The organism is Leisingera sp. ABM4_060 (assembly GCF_056158765.1).
Map to the genome: position 1 here is coordinate 3,154,202 of NZ_JBSWTX010000001.1, position 16,259 is coordinate 3,170,460.

15 protein-coding genes are annotated in these 16,259 nt (G+C 63.6%); 7 read left to right on the top strand and 8 right to left on the bottom strand.

The genetic code is table 11. The features are described from left to right. Positions 1-22 precede the first annotated feature (22 nt). The 5 genes from galE to ACXAEH_RS15085 all read left to right on the top strand — a co-directional run bounded on the left by galE (position 23) and on the right by ACXAEH_RS15085 (position 6,390). Positions 23-1,006 carry a UDP-glucose 4-epimerase GalE gene (galE, locus tag ACXAEH_RS15065; protein WP_475033907.1) on the top strand — a complete coding sequence of 328 codons (984 nt, stop codon included), beginning with the start codon at positions 23-25 and terminating at the stop codon, positions 1,004-1,006. Between the two features lie 2 nt (positions 1,007-1,008). Then, entirely contained in the window at positions 1,009-2,049 is a 1,041-nt protein-coding gene (locus ACXAEH_RS15070; protein ID WP_475033909.1) for a glycosyltransferase family 2 protein, read from the top strand. Positions 2,050-2,266: 217 nt separating this feature from the next. Continuing rightward, complete coding sequence (locus ACXAEH_RS15075) at positions 2,267-3,253, top strand: glycosyltransferase family 2 protein (RefSeq protein ID WP_475035588.1); 987 nt, start codon at positions 2,267-2,269, stop codon at positions 3,251-3,253. Further along, positions 3,250-4,953 (top strand): DUF5927 domain-containing protein, encoded by a 1,704-nt coding sequence (locus tag ACXAEH_RS15080; protein ID WP_475033910.1) that lies wholly within the window; start codon positions 3,250-3,252, stop codon positions 4,951-4,953. Before ACXAEH_RS15075 ends, ACXAEH_RS15080 begins: the two co-directional genes overlap by 4 nt. Before the next feature lie 3 nt (positions 4,954-4,956). Further along, complete coding sequence (locus ACXAEH_RS15085) at positions 4,957-6,390, top strand: sulfotransferase family 2 domain-containing protein (RefSeq protein WP_475033911.1); 1,434 nt, start codon at positions 4,957-4,959, stop codon at positions 6,388-6,390. 323 nt (positions 6,391-6,713) lie between these two features. Here ACXAEH_RS15085 and ACXAEH_RS15090 read toward each other — a convergent pair whose 3' ends face one another. The 8 genes from ACXAEH_RS15090 to ACXAEH_RS15125 all read right to left on the bottom strand — a co-directional run bounded on the left by ACXAEH_RS15090 (position 6,714) and on the right by ACXAEH_RS15125 (position 13,061). Beyond that, a complete protein-coding gene (locus ACXAEH_RS15090; RefSeq protein WP_475033912.1) occupies positions 6,714-7,178 on the bottom strand; it encodes a PTS sugar transporter subunit IIA in 465 nt (154 codons plus the stop codon). 51 nt (positions 7,179-7,229) lie between these two features. Next, entirely contained in the window at positions 7,230-7,787 is a 558-nt protein-coding gene (hpf, locus tag ACXAEH_RS15095; protein ID WP_475033914.1) for a ribosome hibernation-promoting factor, HPF/YfiA family, read from the bottom strand. A 273-nt stretch (positions 7,788-8,060) separates the two neighbouring features. Next, on the bottom strand, positions 8,061-8,819 hold the full coding sequence (gene lptB, locus ACXAEH_RS15100) for an LPS export ABC transporter ATP-binding protein (protein ID WP_475033915.1): 759 nt from the start codon (positions 8,817-8,819) through the stop codon (positions 8,061-8,063). Further along, on the bottom strand, positions 8,819-9,331 hold the full coding sequence (gene lptA / locus ACXAEH_RS15105; protein WP_475033917.1) for a lipopolysaccharide transport periplasmic protein LptA: 513 nt from the start codon (positions 9,329-9,331) through the stop codon (positions 8,819-8,821). The genes lptB and lptA overlap by 1 nt, the downstream gene beginning before the upstream one ends. Before the next feature lie 3 nt (positions 9,332-9,334). Beyond that, entirely contained in the window at positions 9,335-9,934 is a 600-nt protein-coding gene (gene lptC, locus ACXAEH_RS15110) for an LPS export ABC transporter periplasmic protein LptC (protein WP_475033919.1), read from the bottom strand. Between the two features lie 20 nt (positions 9,935-9,954). Continuing rightward, positions 9,955-10,923 carry a KpsF/GutQ family sugar-phosphate isomerase gene (locus ACXAEH_RS15115; RefSeq protein ID WP_475033920.1) on the bottom strand — a complete coding sequence of 323 codons (969 nt, stop codon included), beginning with the start codon at positions 10,921-10,923 and terminating at the stop codon, positions 9,955-9,957. Further along, positions 10,920-11,534, bottom strand: a complete 615-nt coding sequence (locus tag ACXAEH_RS15120) for a ribonuclease D (protein ID WP_475033922.1) — start codon at positions 11,532-11,534, stop codon at positions 10,920-10,922. The genes ACXAEH_RS15115 and ACXAEH_RS15120 overlap by 4 nt, the downstream gene beginning before the upstream one ends. A gap of 345 nt (positions 11,535-11,879) precedes the next feature. Further along, positions 11,880-13,061 (bottom strand): aromatic ring-hydroxylating oxygenase subunit alpha, encoded by a 1,182-nt coding sequence (locus tag ACXAEH_RS15125; protein ID WP_475033923.1) that lies wholly within the window; start codon positions 13,059-13,061, stop codon positions 11,880-11,882. Between the two features lie 59 nt (positions 13,062-13,120). Here ACXAEH_RS15125 and ACXAEH_RS15130 point away from each other — a divergent pair, with 59 nt between their 5' ends. Next, positions 13,121-13,744 carry a cupin domain-containing protein gene (locus ACXAEH_RS15130; protein ID WP_475033924.1) on the top strand — a complete coding sequence of 208 codons (624 nt, stop codon included), beginning with the start codon at positions 13,121-13,123 and terminating at the stop codon, positions 13,742-13,744. A 3-nt stretch (positions 13,745-13,747) separates the two neighbouring features. Beyond that, positions 13,748-16,144 (top strand): FAD-dependent oxidoreductase, encoded by a 2,397-nt coding sequence (locus ACXAEH_RS15135; RefSeq protein WP_475033926.1) that lies wholly within the window; start codon positions 13,748-13,750, stop codon positions 16,142-16,144. Positions 16,145-16,259: the final 115 nt, after the last annotated feature.

The window sequence follows — 16,259 nt, forward strand, 5'->3', positions numbered from 1 at the left end:
GGCCCAGCATGGGGCAAAGACCGTGACCAATATTCTTGTGACCGGCGGTGCCGGCTATATCGGTTCGCATGCCTGCAAGGCGTTGAAGGCGGCGGGCTATACGCCGGTTACTTACGACAATCTGGTGACCGGCTGGCAGGATGCGGTGAAGTTCGGCCCCTTCGAGAAGGGCGGCCTGAACGACCGCGCCCGCCTGGACGAGGTTTTTGCCAAATACAAGCCGGCGGCGGTGATGCATTTCGCGGCGCTCAGCCAGGTTGGCGAAGCGATGAGCGAACCGGGCCGCTACTGGGCCAACAACACCGGCGGCTCGCTGAACCTGATCGAGGCGGCGGTGGCGGCTGGCTGCCTGGACTTCGTGTTCTCCTCGACCTGCGCCACCTACGGCGAGCATGACAATGTTGTTCTGGATGAAAACACGCCGCAGCTGCCGCTGAACGCCTACGGCGCGTCCAAACGCGCGGTTGAGGATATCCTGAAGGATTTCGGAGCTGCAAACGGGCTGAGGTCGGTGATCTTCCGCTATTTCAACGTGGCGGGTGCCGATCCCGAGGCCGAGGTCGGCGAGTTCCACCGCCCCGAGACCCATCTGGTGCCGCTGGTGCTGGATGCAATTGCCGGCAAGCGTGATGCGCTGACCATCTTCGGCACCGACTATGACACGCCGGACGGCACCTGCATCCGCGACTATGTGCATGTCTGCGATCTGGTGGACGCGCATGTGCTGGGCCTGAAGTGGCTGGAAGCGGGCAAGGGCAGCCAGGTGTTCAACCTGGGCACCGGCAGCGGCTTTTCCGTGCGCGAGGTGATGGACAAGGCTGAGGCGGTGACCGGGCAGAAGGTGCCCTGCAATACCGGTGCGCGCCGGGCGGGCGATTGCACCAAACTGGTGTCGGGTTCGACCCGGGCGGTGACCGATCTGGGCTGGGAGCCGCGCCGCTCGACCCTTGAGGTGATGATCACCGACGCCTGGAAGTGGCACAAGACAGGCCACTACGAGGCCTGAGCATGACTGGCCCCGCCGCCTCTGATCTGCCGCCGCTGGGCCTGACCGGGTCCTACAAGCTGCGGTGGAAGCGGCGGCGGATGCTGTGGCGGAGCCTGCGGGCGCGCCGCCAGCTGGCCAAGGTCGCAGACCGCACTGCGCAGATCCCGCAGGACCCCATTTTGGGGTTTGCCACCGTGCGCAATGAAATGGCGCGGCTGCCGTTTTACCTGGAGCATTACCGCCGGGCGGGTGTGTCGCATTTCCTGTTTGTGGACAATGCCAGCACCGACGGGACCGCCGAATTCCTTGCGTCGGAGCCGGATGTGTCGCTGTGGCACACCGCGGCCAGCTACCGCGATGCGCGCTTTGGCGTTGACTGGCTGACCTGGCTGCAGATCCGCTATGGGCATGGCGCCTGGTGCTTGACCGCCGACGCCGATGAGATCCTGACCTACCCGTATGCGGACAGCCGCAGTTTGCAGGACCTGACCGGCTGGCTGGACCGGCAGGGGGTGGCCTCTTTTGGGGCGGTGATGCTGGACATGTATCCGAAAGGGCCGCTTGGCAGCCAGTCCAGCGTGCCCGGCGGGGACCCTTTCGAAACCCTCAACTGGTTTGATGCGGAGGGGTACACATGGGAGCGTCTGGACCGTTTCGGCCAGGTGTCGATCCGGGGCGGGCCGCGCAAGCGGATGTTCTTCCGGGACAATCCGGATCACGCGCCGCATCTGCACAAGGTGCCGCTGGTGCGCTGGAACCGGCGGTTTGCCTATGTCAGCTCGACTTACACGGTTTTGCCGCGGCATTTGAATGCGGTTTTCGATGCCCGGCTGAACCTGCCCTCGGGCGTGCTGCTGCACAGCAAGTTCCTGGACGAAATCGTCCGCAAGTCGGCGGAGGAGAAGCAGCGCAGGCAGCATTTCACCCATACCGAGCGCTATGATGCCTATTATGACGCGATCATTGCCGCCCCGGATTTGTGGTGCGAAAGCTCTGTCCGGTATGAAGACTGGCAGCAGCTGGAGCGGCTGGGGCTGATGACCCGGGGCAGCTGGCATTAGGGTCCTGGCCCTAGGCTGATGGAGCGCCATGTTGTGAAAGCCGGGTGTTGCAACTTGGCCCGCGGGCGGCGTAACTGTTTCTAAATCCGTTGTTAATACTATGTATGCATGACATATTGTGCGGAGCCCTGACACAGATCGGCGGTGGTTTGGGCAGGCAGGCGCGCTCCCTGGATTTTGGTTTGGAGTTAACGTGGGGCTTTGGGATTCTTACCGGATGCGGTTGCGGCGCAAGCGGCGGCTGATCCGTGCGGTGCGCAAATCCTCAGAGCTCTCTGCGGTTCAAGACAACACCAGGGCGATCCGGCCCGGAGACATCCTGCTGGTCTGCACCATGCGCAACGAGCAGATCCGGCTGCCCTATTTCCTGCAGTATTACCGCGGCATGGGGATCAACCACTTCCTGTTTGTTGACAATGGCTCCACCGATGGCACGGCTGATTACCTGCGCGGGATGGAGGATGTCTCTCTGTGGCACACCACCGCCAGCTACAAGCGGGCGGGTTTCGGCATCGACTGGATGAACTACCTCAAGCGCAAATACGCACATGACCATTGGGTGCTGGTGGTCGATCCGGATGAGTTCTTTATCTACCCGTTCTGCGACACGCGGCCGATCCGGGCGCTGACGGACTGGCTGGACAATTCCGCGATCCGCAGCTTCTCGGCGATGCTGGTGGATGTGTATCCCAAGGGCCGGATCGGCGAGGTTCCCTATCAGGCAGGCCAGAACCCGCTGGAAATTGCCCATTGGTTCGACAGCGGCAATTACTCGATCACCCGCAATCCGGAATACGGCAACCTGTGGATCCAGGGCGGGCCGCGGGCGCGGGTGTTCTTTGCCGACGAGCCCTTCAAGGCACCGGCGCTGAACAAGATCCCGCTGGTCAAATGGCACCGGCGCTATGCCTATGCCAGCTCGACCCATTCGCTGCTGCCGCGCGGGCTGAACCAGGTTTATGAAGCGGATGGCGGCGAGAAGGCCAGCGGCGCACTGCTGCATACCAAGTTTCTGGATACCTTCACCGCCAAGGCGCAGGAGGAACTGGTCCGCGGGCAGCATTATGCGGGGTCGGTCGAATATAAGGCCTATGCCGGCAAGCTGGCCGAACAGCCGGAGCTGTGGTGCAAATGGAGCGAGAAATACATCAACTGGCGCCAGCTTGAGATTCTGGGGCTGATGTCCAAGGGGAACTGGGCATGAGCACGGTTGGGGTGGTCATGCTGGTGCACACCGCGCTGGAGCGTGCGGCGCAGGTCGCGCGGCATTGGACTGCCAGCGGCTGCCCGGTGGTGCTGCACGTAGACCGAAATGTCGATCACAAAGTCTTCACCCGATTCCGGGCATCGCTGGCAGATGATCCGCTGGTGCGCTTTTGCGCCCGCCAGCGCTGCGAATGGGGCACCTGGGGCATTGTTGCCGCCTCGCAAGCGGCCTCCGAGATGATGCTGGCGGCGTTTGCGGGCGTACGGCACGTCTATCTGGCTTCCGGCTCCTGCCTGCCGCTGCGGCCGGTGGAGGAACTGATCGATTACCTGGCAGCGCGCCCGCGCACCGATTTCATCGAAAGCGCGACCACTGCGGATGTGCCCTGGATTGTCGGCGGCCTGAGCCAGGAACGCTTTACCCTGCGGTTCCCGTTTTCCTGGAAGAGGCACCGGTACCTGTTCGACCGCTATGTGGCGCTGCAGCGCAAGCTGCGCTTTAAGCGCCGGATCCCGCCCGGGCTGGTGCCGCATATGGGCAGCCAGTGGTGGTGCCTGACCCGGCAAACCCTGTCAGCGATCCTGGAGGACCCGGAACGGCCGGTCTATGACGCCTATTTCCGCAAGGTGTGGATCCCGGATGAGAGCTATTTCCAGACCCTGGCGCGGCAGTATTCCAGCAATATCGAGAGCCGCTCGCTGACGCTGTCGAAGTTTGATTTCAAGGGCAAGCCGCATATCTTCTACGACGATCACCTGCAGCTTTTGCGCCGCTCGGACTGTTTTGTCGCCCGCAAGATCTGGCCGCATGCCGAACGGCTGTACCAGGCCTTTCTGACCGACCCGGCGGGCGCGATGAAACGGACTGAGCCGAACCCGGGCAAGATCGACCGGATCTTTGCCAAGGCGGTGGAGCGGCGCACCCGCGGCCGCCCCGGCCTTTACATGCAGAGCCGCTTTCCCGGGCATGGGTCCGAAAACGGCATCACCTCCAGCCGCTATTCGGTGTTCCAGGGGTTTGCGGAGCTGTTCGAGGATTTTGAAACCTGGCTGGCCCGGACCACCGGCGCGCGGGTGCACGGCCATATCTTTGCACCTGAAGGTGCCGAGTTCTCCGAAGATCAAAGCCTGGTCAACGGCTGCCTGAACGGCAGCGCCAAGGTGCGCGACTACAACCCCGAAAGCTTCCTCACCAGCCTGATCTGGAACACTCGCGGCGAGCGCCAGTGCTTTCAGTTCGGGCCGCGCGACAATCAGGCGGTGAACTGGCTGGTGGCGCGGGATTCAAACGCGCAGATCTCGGTGATCAGCGGTGCCTGGGCGGTGCCGCTGTTCAAGTCCAACCGCAATTTCACAGAGCTGCGGCAGGAAGCGGCGCGGCTGCAGCAGATCGAGGCCGAGCATCTGAAGATCCTGCGCTCGCAATGGGCCAAGGCACGGGTGCGGATCTGGAGCATGGCGGAGTTTGCCGAGGCACCGATGGAGCCGTTGCAGACGATCATCGACGAAATCGGCCCTCTGGCTGCGCGGCATCTGAGCGAGGCGCCCAAGATGACCGGCCTTGAAGGTTTCGGCCAGTTCCTGCAGAATCTGAAAAACCAGGGCATGCACCCGTATCTGATGGGGGATTTCCCGGTTGAGCCGGGCCCGGCCGCCATGCCCAAAACGCCGCGCAAACCTTATCTGGTGCGAAAATAACTGATGTCTTCTTCTTTCGATTATTTTGTTGTCTTTGCGGAAATGCGGACTGGCTCCAATTTTCTGGAGACCAATCTCAACGCGTTTGACGGGCTCACCTGCCACGGCGAAGCCTTCAACCCGCATTTCATCGGCTATCCGAACAAAAGCGAAATTCTGGGTGTGACCCAGGCCATGCGCGAGGCGGACCCGGCCCGGCTGATTGCCGCAATCAAGGGCCAGCCGGGTGTGCTGGGGGGCTTCCGCTACTTCCACGATCATGACCCGCGGGTGCTGGAGCAGATGCTGGAGGATCCGCGCAGCGCCAAGATCGTGCTGACCCGCAACCCTCTGGACAGCTATGTGTCCTGGAAGATCGCCAAACAGACCGGCCAGTGGAAACTGACCGATGTGAAGCGCCGCAAGGAGGCCAAGGCGCAGTTCGACGCGGCAGAATTTGCGGCCCATACCGAGGCGCTGCAGGATTTTCAGGTGACGCTGCTGAATCAGCTGCAGGCGCTGGGGCAGACGGCCTTTTATGTGGCTTACGAGGATCTGCAGAGCGTCGACGTGATGAACGGGCTGGCCCGCTGGCTGGGGGTGTCCCAGCAGCTGGAGGCGCTGGATGAAAGCCTCAAGCGGCAGAACCCGGCGCCGGTGCTGGCCAAGGTGGCCAATCCTGACGCGATGCAGGAGGCGCTGGCGGGGATGGACCGCTTCAACCTGACCCGCACGCCGAATTTCGAGCCGCGCCGCGGGCCTGCGGTGCCGGGCTATGCAGCGGGGGTGGTGACGCCGCTGCTGTATCTGCCGCTCAAGGGCGGGCCGGAGGCGGACGTCGAGGCCTGGATGGCGGGGTTGGACAAGGTGGCGCCCGAAGGGCTGATCCGGGGCATGAACCAGAAGCAGCTGCGGCAATGGAAGCGCGGCAACAAGGGGTTTCGCAGCTTCACCGTGGTGCGTCACCCGGCGGCGCGGGTGCATGCGGTGTTCTGCCGCCGGATCCTGCAGGCGGGTGAGGGCAGCTATAGGTCGATCCGCAACACGCTGCGGCGGCAGTTTGGCCTGGCGCTGCCGGAAAACGGACCGGATGCGGGGTACAGCCTGGCGCAGCACCGCGAGGCATTTTCCGGTTTTCTGGGATTTCTGCGCGCCAATCTGGCGGGGCAGACGTCGATCCGGGTGGATGCGGAATGGGCGAGCCAGAGCCAGGCGCTGTCGGGGTTTGCCGAGCTTGGCGCTCCGGATCTGGTGATCCGCGAAGCGGAGATGGCGGAGGATTTGCCTGCGCTGGCACGCAAGCTGGGGCGGATGGAGCCCGGCCCGGTGCCTGCCGCGGTGCCGGAGGCGCCGTTTGCGCTGGACATGATCTATGACGCGGACCTGGAAGCGCAGATTGCCTCTGTCTATCAGCGCGATTACCTGGCGTTCGGCTTTGGCCCCTGGCGCCAGGACTGACCCGGAGGCGCCGCTGCGGGCGCAGCCCTCCCGCGCCCGCCGTATGTTCGGCAGAGCCAAACATCCGGAACGGCCTTGGGCCGGGCGCCGCACGGAGTGCGGCGCGGCGCGGGTGGCACAGCGGCTGCGAAATTGCTGAGGCGGGCAATGAGCTGCAACCGCACGGGGCGGGGCCGCAGGCACCGGTCCGTGCCCGGCCCAACGGGAAGAGTGCCGCCGGCAGGCGGCCGATGTCGGGCGGGAGCGCCGCCAGAGGCGGCGGCGCAGGAGCTCAAAGGGGGGAGCAGCTTGAGGGCCCGCCCATGGGCGGCCGGCTTGGGCGTTCAGGCGGCCTGAACCGACTGATCTTCTGTCAGAATGGTGTAAAGCGTCGCGGGCTCGTGGTTGGCGCGCAGCTTGGTGCAAAAGCTCTGCTCGCGCAAAGTGCGGGACACCAGGGCCAGTGCCTTCAGATGCTCCACACCGGCATCCTCCGGTGCGAACAATGTGAAGGCGATGTCCACCGGCTGCCGGTCAACGGCGCCGAAATCCAGCGGTTTTTCCAGGATCAGGAAGATGCCGCAGACCTCGCTGATGCTGTCCAGCCGGGCATGCGGCAGGGCAACACCATGGCCAACCCCGGTGGGGCCGAGGCTCTCGCGGTCCAGCAGGGCCTCGACCGTGGCCTGGGCATTGAGCCCGTAAGCGGTCTGAGCAATATCCGCGATTTCCTGGAACAGGCGCTTCTTGCTGGAAGCCGCACCGATCACCCGGACCGCCTCTGGCTTGAGGATGCTGGAAATCTGCATATGTCTGCTCCGTTCCGGCGCCCCGATGGGGCGCCGATGCCTTAGATGTGTTTACGGATCGATCCAGCCGATATTGCCGTCTTCACGGCGGTAGACCACATTCAACCCGTCTTTGCCTTCATTGCGGAAGACCAGGACCGGTGCCCCTGCAAGCTCCATCTGCATCACCGCTTCCCCGACCGACAGCGACGGTATGCGGGTTTCCATTTCGGCGACGATGATCGGCTGCAGCGAGTCCGGCTCGACATCCGCTTCCTCAGAGGCGAGGATATACGAATTGGCGCCGAGATGTTCAACCGGTTCGCTGCGGTCCTTGTGGTGGTCCTTCAGGCGGCGCTTGTAGCGGCGCAGCTGCTTTTCCATTTTCTCGCAGCAGCCTTCAAACGCGGCGTAGATTTCCGTCGCGTGCGCCTTGGCCTGAGCGGTCAGCCCGGTGGACAGATGCACCGTGGTTTCACACACATATTCATGCGCCGAACGGGAAAAGACCACGGCGGCGTCGGTTGGCCGTTCAGCATATTTCTGAACGACCGAACCCAGCTCGTTCTGCACATGGGTCTGCAGAGCTTCGCCGATGTCGATCTGTTTACCGCTGATTTTGTAACGCATGTGATCTCCTTCACGAATTATTGCGGCCCAAACCCGCTGCCAAGGCAATCCTTGGCAGTGTCACGTCAGGTTAGGATCCGGGGGGATGGCAAGGCATCCTGTTGCATCGCTGCGGGCCCTGTTGCCAAGGCCATCAAGCGGTTTGCATCGGTGTGCGCATTTGCCATGAAGCAATTCGACGGCAACTGAGCGGGAAAGTCAATGCAAATCCCGGAAAAAAGAAACATGGGTTTCAGGCATATTTTTCCGGTTGTCCGCCAGCCGCGGAGCGGGTCAGGAAATCCGGAAATTCTCGCCCAGGTAGACGCGGCGGACGTTTTCGTTTTCCACCACTTCCTCGGGGCTGCCGGACATCAGCACCTGGCCGTCATGCAGGATATAGGCGCGGTCGACGATTTCGAGCGTTTCGCGCACGTTGTGATCGGTGATCAGCACCCCGATGCCGCGCTTTTTCAGATCGGCCACCAGGTGGCGGATGTCTCCGACCGAGATCGGGTCGACGCCGGCAAAGGGTTCATCCAGCAGCAGGTACTTCGGATCGGCGGCCAGGCAGCGGGCGATTTCGACCCGGCGGCGTTCGCCGCCCGACAGCGCCAGGGCGGGGGCGCGGCGCAGGTGCTCGATCGAGAAGTCCGACAACAGCTCTTCCAGCCGCTCGCGGCGTTTGTGCTCGTGCTTTTGCGATATATCCAGAACGGCAGAGATATTGTCCTCGACCGACAGGCCGCGGAAGATCGACATTTCCTGCGGCAGATAACCGATGCCAAGGCGTGCGCGGCGGTACATTGGCAGGCCGGTCACGTTCTGGCCGTCGATCGCGACGGTGCCGGCCTCCGGGAAGACCAGCCCGGCGATGGCATAGAAGCTGGTGGTCTTGCCGGAGCCGTTGGGGCCCAGCAGCGCCACAACCTCGCCGCGGTTCAGCGACATCGACACATCCCGGATCACCACTCGTTTGCGGTAGGACTTGCGCAGTTTTTCGATGCGCAGCCCGGAGGAGCCTTCGGTAACGGTCAGATCCGGACGCGCCATCAGTTGCTGCCGCTTCCTGGGTTGAGGATGGTTTTCACCCGTCCTGCCATCTGCGCGGTGCCCGAGGTCAGGTTCACCTCCAGCCGGTTCGAGGCGAGGGTGCCGCTTTGCTGATTCAGCAGCACATTGCCGGTCATCACGATGGTGCCCTTGTCGATGGTGTATTCGGCGCGCTGCGCTTCGGCGGCATCGGGGCCGCTGACCAGCACCACGTTGCCGGTGGCCTCCAGCCGTTCGATCCCGGCCTTGGCGCCGCTGTCATCGGCGGTCTTGTAGATCACCAGCACCTTGTCGGCAGACAGCCGCATGATGCCCTGCATGATCAGCACATTGCCGGTGAATTCGGCAGAGCCGTCGGCCTGGTTGACCGCCAGATTGTCGGCAGTGACTTCAACGGGCTGGCTGGGGTCGGCCTTGACCGCGCCAAAAGCGACGGAGGCCGTCTGCGCAAAGGCAAGGCCAGGAAGCATCGCCAGCGGCAGGCAGAAAATCAAAGCGCGCAAATAGGACACAGGTTATCTTTCCGGTTTCTGGGGATCATATAGCAGCTTCACCCCGTCTTTGAACAGCATATGGACCGGCCCGCCCTCGGTTTTAACCCCGATGCGCATATTACCCGCAGTCAATTCGCCGATTGGGCCGGTTGCACGGACCGGTCCGGGGCTTTGCGCCTCCAGCCCGCTCAGCGCGGTGTTCAGCTCTTCGGTTTCGACCCGCAGCCCATCCGCGGAGGTGATGGTCACGCTGCCGGTGAACTGCGCCATGTTCCGGCCCGGGTGAATGGCGCCGGTTTCCGAAGCCAGGGTAATCCGGCCGCCCTGCGCCAGGTTGAACTCGGCAGAGAGGTTGCTGGCGACCGCAGGGGTGCCTTCGCCGCCGGGGCGGGCCAGGGCGGCGGTGACCATGATCTCATCCCCTTGGGCGGTGGTGCCGGAGAAAAAGGGCGCGGTGATCTGCTGGCCTTTCATCCGGTCCTCGATCTCCTTTTGCGCAAAGGGGATCACGGCGTCGGTGTTCACCCCGCGCGAGATCAGGAACAGCGTCGACATCAGAACCAGGGCCGCCAGCGGCAGCAGCACCTTGAGATAGGCAACGGCTCTGGAATAGCTGTCCATTCGTGTCCCCAGCCTTTGCGTCAGCCCAGGCCTGCGCGCAGGCAGTTGTGGATGTGCAACAGGCCCTCGGCCTTTTGCCCGTTGTCCGGATCGACCACAAACAGGCAGGTGATCTTGCGCTGGTTCATCACCGCAACCGCCTCTTCCGCCATGGCGCCGGGGGCGATTGTGGCCGGGTCCGCAGTCATCACTTCGGCGGCGGTCTTGTCCAGCAGCCCGTCCATGTGGCGGCGCAGGTCGCCGTCGGTGATGATGCCGGCCAGCGAACCGTCTTCCGCCGCGACACCGGCGACGCCAAAGCCTTTCTGGCTGATTTCGATCAGCGCGTCGGGCATTGCAGTACCGGCAGCCACCAGCGGCAGGGCGCCGCCTGCGTGCATCAGGTCGCGCACCTTGCTGAGCTGCGCGCCAAGCTTGCCGCCGGGATGGAAGTCGCGGAAGTTTTCGGGGCGGAAGTCGCGGTGCTTCATCAGGGCAATCGCCAGTGCGTCGCCCATCGCCAGGGTCAGCGTGGTAGAGATTGACGGCACCATGCCAAAGCCGCAGGCCTCGCCCATCGAGGGGATCTGCAAATGCACGTCCGCCTGTTTCATCAGGGTGCTGTCCATTTTGCTGGACAGCCCGATGAGCGGAATGCCGAAGCGGCGGGTGAAGACCAGCAGGTTGGCAAGCTCCGGCGCCTCACCGGAGTTGGAGATCGCCAGCACCACGTCGCCCTTGGACAGCATGCCGAGGTCGCCATGGCTGGCCTCGGCCGGGTGCACAAAATATGCGGGCGTGCCGGTGGAGGCGAGCGTGGCGGCGATCTTGTGGCCGATGTGGCCGGACTTGCCGATGCCGCTGACGATGATGCGGCCCGTGGCCCCGAGGATCAGCTGCACCGCTTCGGCAAAGCGCCCGTCAAGGCCTTCGGCCAGGGTGTCCAGCGCCCGGGCCTCGTCGGTGATCACCTGCCGCGCGGTGGCGAGAAATTTTTCTGCGTCGGTCATGAGTGGGCAAAGATGTCAATTTCGGGCCAGCCGGCCAGGTCCAGCTTGGCGCGCATGGGGAGGAAATCGAAACAGGCCTGGGCCATCCCGGAGCGGCCTTCGCGGGCCAGGCGTTTGTCCAGCGCTTCGCGCAAGCGGTGCAGGTGCAGAACGTCCGAGGCGGCATAGTCGAGCTGGGCGTCGGTCAGCTCTGCTGCGCCCCAGTCGCTCATCTGCTGCTGCTTGGAGATGTCGATTCCCAAGAGTTCCTGGGTCAGGTTCTTGAGGCCATGGCGGTCGGTGTAGGTGCGCACCAGGCGGCTGGCGATCTTGGTGCAATAGACCGGTGCCGTCAGGGCGCCGAAGGCGTGGTACATGGCAGCGATGTCAAACCGGCCGAAGTGGAACAGCTTCAGAACATTCGGGTCTTCCAGCATCCGGCAGAGGTTGGGTGCGGCGGTCTGGCCCTTGTCCACCTGCACGATATGAGCATTGCCGTCGCCACCCGACATCTGGATCACGCAAAGCCGGTCGCGGTGCGGGTTCAGCCCCATGGTTTCGCAGTCGATGGCGACAATGGGTCCGAGGTCCAGCCCGTCGGGCAGGTCGTTTTTGTACAGGTGGTTGGCCACTGGAGTTCCCTTATGCTGATCACCGCGCCGGCAGGTGCTGGAGAGGAGATAGGCGCTTTGGCCGTCAAACTCAACTGCGCTGCGGCAAGCTGGTTTCCGCGGTGCAGGTGTTTGCCCGGTTCAGGCTGGTCCAGGCTGGTTCAGGCGGAGAGCCTGGTGGAGGAGGCATAGCGCAGGCTGATCGGGCTGACCAGCACGCACATGGCGGCATTATTGCGTTTCAGCTCGGCCCGGATCCGGCCATCCGGTAGCGGTGCATCCGGTCGAAGTCGATCTCGGGCATCTTGCGGTAGCGGCTGAGATCGCTTCAGCCGTCCGCCTGGACCATCGCATCGGCGGGCAGGGTCATGACAGGATCCTTTCCACCACGCGGCGGCCGAAATCGTGGGTCGGCCCCTCCCAATGCGGGCTGAGGCGGCCGCCGTCATAGGCGGGAGACAAGCGGCCCTGCTGCAGCAGTTCCAGCATGCCCAGATCCTCGCGGTTCAGGTCATCCCACATCTGCATCAGCTCGGCGCGGGCCTCGGCGTGGCTGTCCGAGTTGGCAGCGTCGCCGATCAGGAACACGTGCAGCTCCTCGCGGGTCTTGTCTGGGGCCACCGGATAACTCACCAGAACGGTGAACTGATCCGGAAAGACCTCGGCCGCGAAATGCGGGAAGCACAGGAACCAGAGACCGCGTTTGGCGTCCGCCTCTGACAGGCCCGGGTAATGGGGCAGCTTGTCGCCGCGGCCCTCGCCCAGTTCCGGGAAGATATAGTCATTGTAGAAGACATGCCGGTCCCACTCGCCGGACCAGCGCACGTTCATCGGGGCGAACTTCAGCAGTTTCGGGTGGACGGCAAAGACGTGGTAGCCCTCCATGTAGTTTTCATAGACCAGCTTCCAGTTGGCGTTGACCTCGAACTCCAGCTTGCCGGCCCAGCGGATCGAATTGAAGTCATAGCCCGGCGTGCGTTCCAGCAGGGGCGCCAGCCAGTCCAGCAGGGGCTCGGCATCGCCCGAGACATTGACGAAGATGCAGCCGTTCCAGACCTCGCAGAGCGCCTCCACCAGATCCAGCTTATCGCCGCCGCCGTCCTTGAACGTGTCGGTGATGTCCGGCCCGCTGAAATGCGGCCGCGCTCTGAGCTTGCCGTTCAGCCCGTAGACCCAGGCGTGATAGGGGCACGTCAGCGTCCGCTTCTGGCAGGGCTCGGTCACCAGTTTGGCGCCGCGGTGGCGGCAGACGTTGTGCAGGGCGCGGATCTGCCCGTCCTGATCACGCAGGATGATCAGGGGCGCACCGCCGATCTCCAGCGGTTTCATGTCCCCGGGTTCCGGCAGTTCGGCAGCAGCGCCGGCAAACACCCAGGAACGGCGGAAGCAATGCTCCTTTTCCAGCGCCAGCCAGTCGTCCGACCAATAGGCGGCGTTGGGCAGGCCGCTGGCCTCCTCGATCGGGGCAAAAGTCTGGTCAAACCCCTCCTCGCCCAGCAGGTCCTTGACCTTCTGCAAGATGGGGCTGTCTGGGAACGTGCCGTCCATCGGTTGCTCCTTTGAGAAAAATCTTGCCACTTCAGGAAAAATTTGCACAGTAAATTTTCATGAGCGTCAAGAAAAATCCGGAAACAAGCAAAATTGACCCGCTGTTGCAGCTGGGAGAGGACTTGCGGTCCTTGCGCAAGGCGCAAGGTCTGACGCTGGCGGATCTGGCGGAGGCCAGCGGCCGGTCGGTGTCATTCCTGTCGAAGATCGAGCGTGGCCAGGCGCGTCCCTCGGTCACCGCATTGCAGGAGATTGCCGAGGCGCTGGGCGTGCCGGTGGGCTGGTTTTTCGAAACCGACGGTCCGGCCCCTGCCGAAGAACGGCCTTATATCGTGCGGGCGGACCGGCGGCGCAAGCTGACCTACTCGGGACTTTCCGGCACCGATTACATGGGGTTCGAGGATCACCTGTTGTCTGCCAGCCTGGACCGCGATCTGGCGATGGGTATTTCCACCTATGCGCCCGGCGGCAGCACCGGCGATGACCTCTATACCCACCAGGGTGAAGAGGCCGGGATGGTGCTGAAAGGCGAGATTGAACTTACGCTGGACAGCGAAGTCTTTCATTTGAAAACCGGGGACAGTTTCAGCTTTTCCGCCGGCATCCCCCATCGTTTCCTCAATCCCGGCACCGTGGAGGCGCAGATTGTCTGGGCCAATACGCCGGTCTCTCTGAAAAGGTAGGACATGACCGAGCACGCGCGCGTGGTGGTGATCGGCGGCGGCAACATGGGCGCCGGCGTGCTGTATCACCTTGCCCATATGGGCTGGACCGATTGCATCCTGGTGGAGAAGGCGGAGTTGACCAGCGGCGCCACCTGGCACGCGGCAGGGCTGGTCAGCCGCATGGTGGGCGGCCAGGCTTTGGGGTCGATCCACGACTACGGCGTGGATCTGTACAAACGCATCGAGGCAGAGACAGAGGTCGGTGTCAGCTGGCACAATTGCGGCTCGCTGCGGGTGGCGACCAGCCCCGATCACATGGACTGGATCCATCACATACGCGACGCAGTGCTGGCCCGCGGGCAGGAAGCGCATGTCATTGATGCGGCAGAGGTGGCGCGGCTGAATCCATTGTACGACGTTGAGGCCGCAGGCGTCCTGGGCGCGGTTTATACCCCGGATGACGGCCATGTGGATCCCTCAGGCACCTGCCAGGCGATGGCCAAGGGCGCGCGTCAGCTGGGTGCAAAGGTGCGCCGCAATTGCCGGGTCACGGCAACTCGGCAACTGCCGTCGGGCGAATGGGAGGTGGAAACCGAACAGGGCACCATCATCGCGCAGCATGTGGTGAATGCGGCCGGCTACCATGCCCGGCAAGTGGGGCAAATGGCGGGGCTGGATCTGCCCGTAACCACCATGCTGCACCACTACGTGGTAACCGATGCGGTGCCGGAGTTCGAAGCGATGGCGCATGAGATCCCGGTGACCCGGGATGATTACTTCTGCGGCTATGTGCGGCGTGAACAGGGGTCTGCGTTGATCGGGTTGTACGACAAGCAGGATCCGCAGGCTGCCTGGCTGGACGGCTGCCCCTGGGACAGCGCCAATGAGCTGTTCGAGCCGAACTGGGACGGCATCACGCCGTGGCTGGAGAATTGTTTCGAGCGGATGCCCGCGCTAATGAACCGCGGCATCAAGCGGGTGGTGAACGGCGGGATAACCTATACGCCGGACGGCGCCATGCTGCTGGGGCCGGCGCCGGGCCTGTCGAACTATTGGCTGGCTTGCGGCGCAACTGTCGGCATTGCCTGGGGACCGGGTGCAGGGCGCGCCCTGGCGGAATGGATGGTGGAGGGAAGTGCAGGTATCTCTACCCGCGCCTTTGACCCGCGTCGGTTCGGGACTTGGGCAGATGCAGACTACGCCCGCAAGCGTGCGACCGAGGATTACACCCTGCGCCAGGCGATGCCCTATCCGCAGCATCAGCGGCAAAGCTGCCGGGATGTGAAACGCTCGGGCGCGCATGAACGCACAGCGGCCCTAGGCGCCCTGTTCGAGGAGGCCGGCGGCTGGGAACGTCCGCGGCTTTACAGCGATGAGCCGATGGGATGGCGGCGCACCTCAGCCTTTGATCAGGCGGCAGCGGAATGTGCGGCTGTGCGGCAGCGGGTGGGGCTGGCAGATCTTTCTGCCTTTGCCAAGTTCCGGATTGAAGGGCCTGGGGCAGAGGCATGGCTGAACATGGTCTGCGCCAACCGGATGCCGCAAGAAGGGCGCACCTGCCTGACGCTGCTGCTCAATCGCAAAGGCACCATCGAAGGCGAAGCCACGATTGCCCGCACCGGCCCCGAGAGCTTCTATTTTGTGACCGGTGCCCCGTCGGAGCGGCGGGTTTGGGACTGGCTGACCCTGCACTGCGGCGTGCGGATGGAAGGTGTGTCGATCACGATTGCCACCGATGAGACTGGCATTCTCTGCCTTGCCGGGCCGCAGGCGCGGGCGGTTCTGGCGGCTTGCACCGAAGATGACGTCTCAAGCGAAAGCCTCCGCTGGCTGGGCTGCAAGCCGTTAACTGTGGCGGGCATCCCGCTTTTGGCGATGCGGCTGAGCTTTACCGGCGAGCTGGCCTATGAACTGCATGCGCCGGACACGCAGTTGGGTGAACTGTGGGACGTGCTGTGGCAAGCCGGTCAGGCGCATGGCATCGGTGCCTTTGGCAGCAAGGCGCTGGACAGCCTGCGGCTGGAGAAATTCTACCGCGGCGGCCATGAGCTGGCCAATGACGCTGGCCACAAGGATGTCTGCCAGGAACGCTTTGCCGCTAAGGACAAGGACTTCCTTGGGCGCGAGGCGATGCTGGCGCGTCAGCCGGGCAGCCGCATTGCTCTCTTGGCGCTGGAAGGGGAGGAGACCGAGGCGCTGATGGGTGAGGCGGTGTATTTTGACGGTCAACTGGCAGGGTCCATCACGTCGGCAGCCTACGGGCACAGCGTTGGAAAATCCCTGGCAATTGCCTTCCTGAAAGAGAAGGCGCGCGCGCCGGGCACCGCGCTGACAGTGTCTTTGCTGGGGCGGCAGATTGGCGCTACCGTTCTGCCGGATGCGCCCTGGGATCCCAGGAACGCCCGGCTGAAGGTTTGACGGCGTCTCAAACGAAGGAGACGGGATTGGAGCTGATACATTGGACCTAACACTTCGGGGTGGAGCGCCTAGGTTTCGACCTCGCGCGGGTAGGGCTCTGCCCCTGAAAACAGGA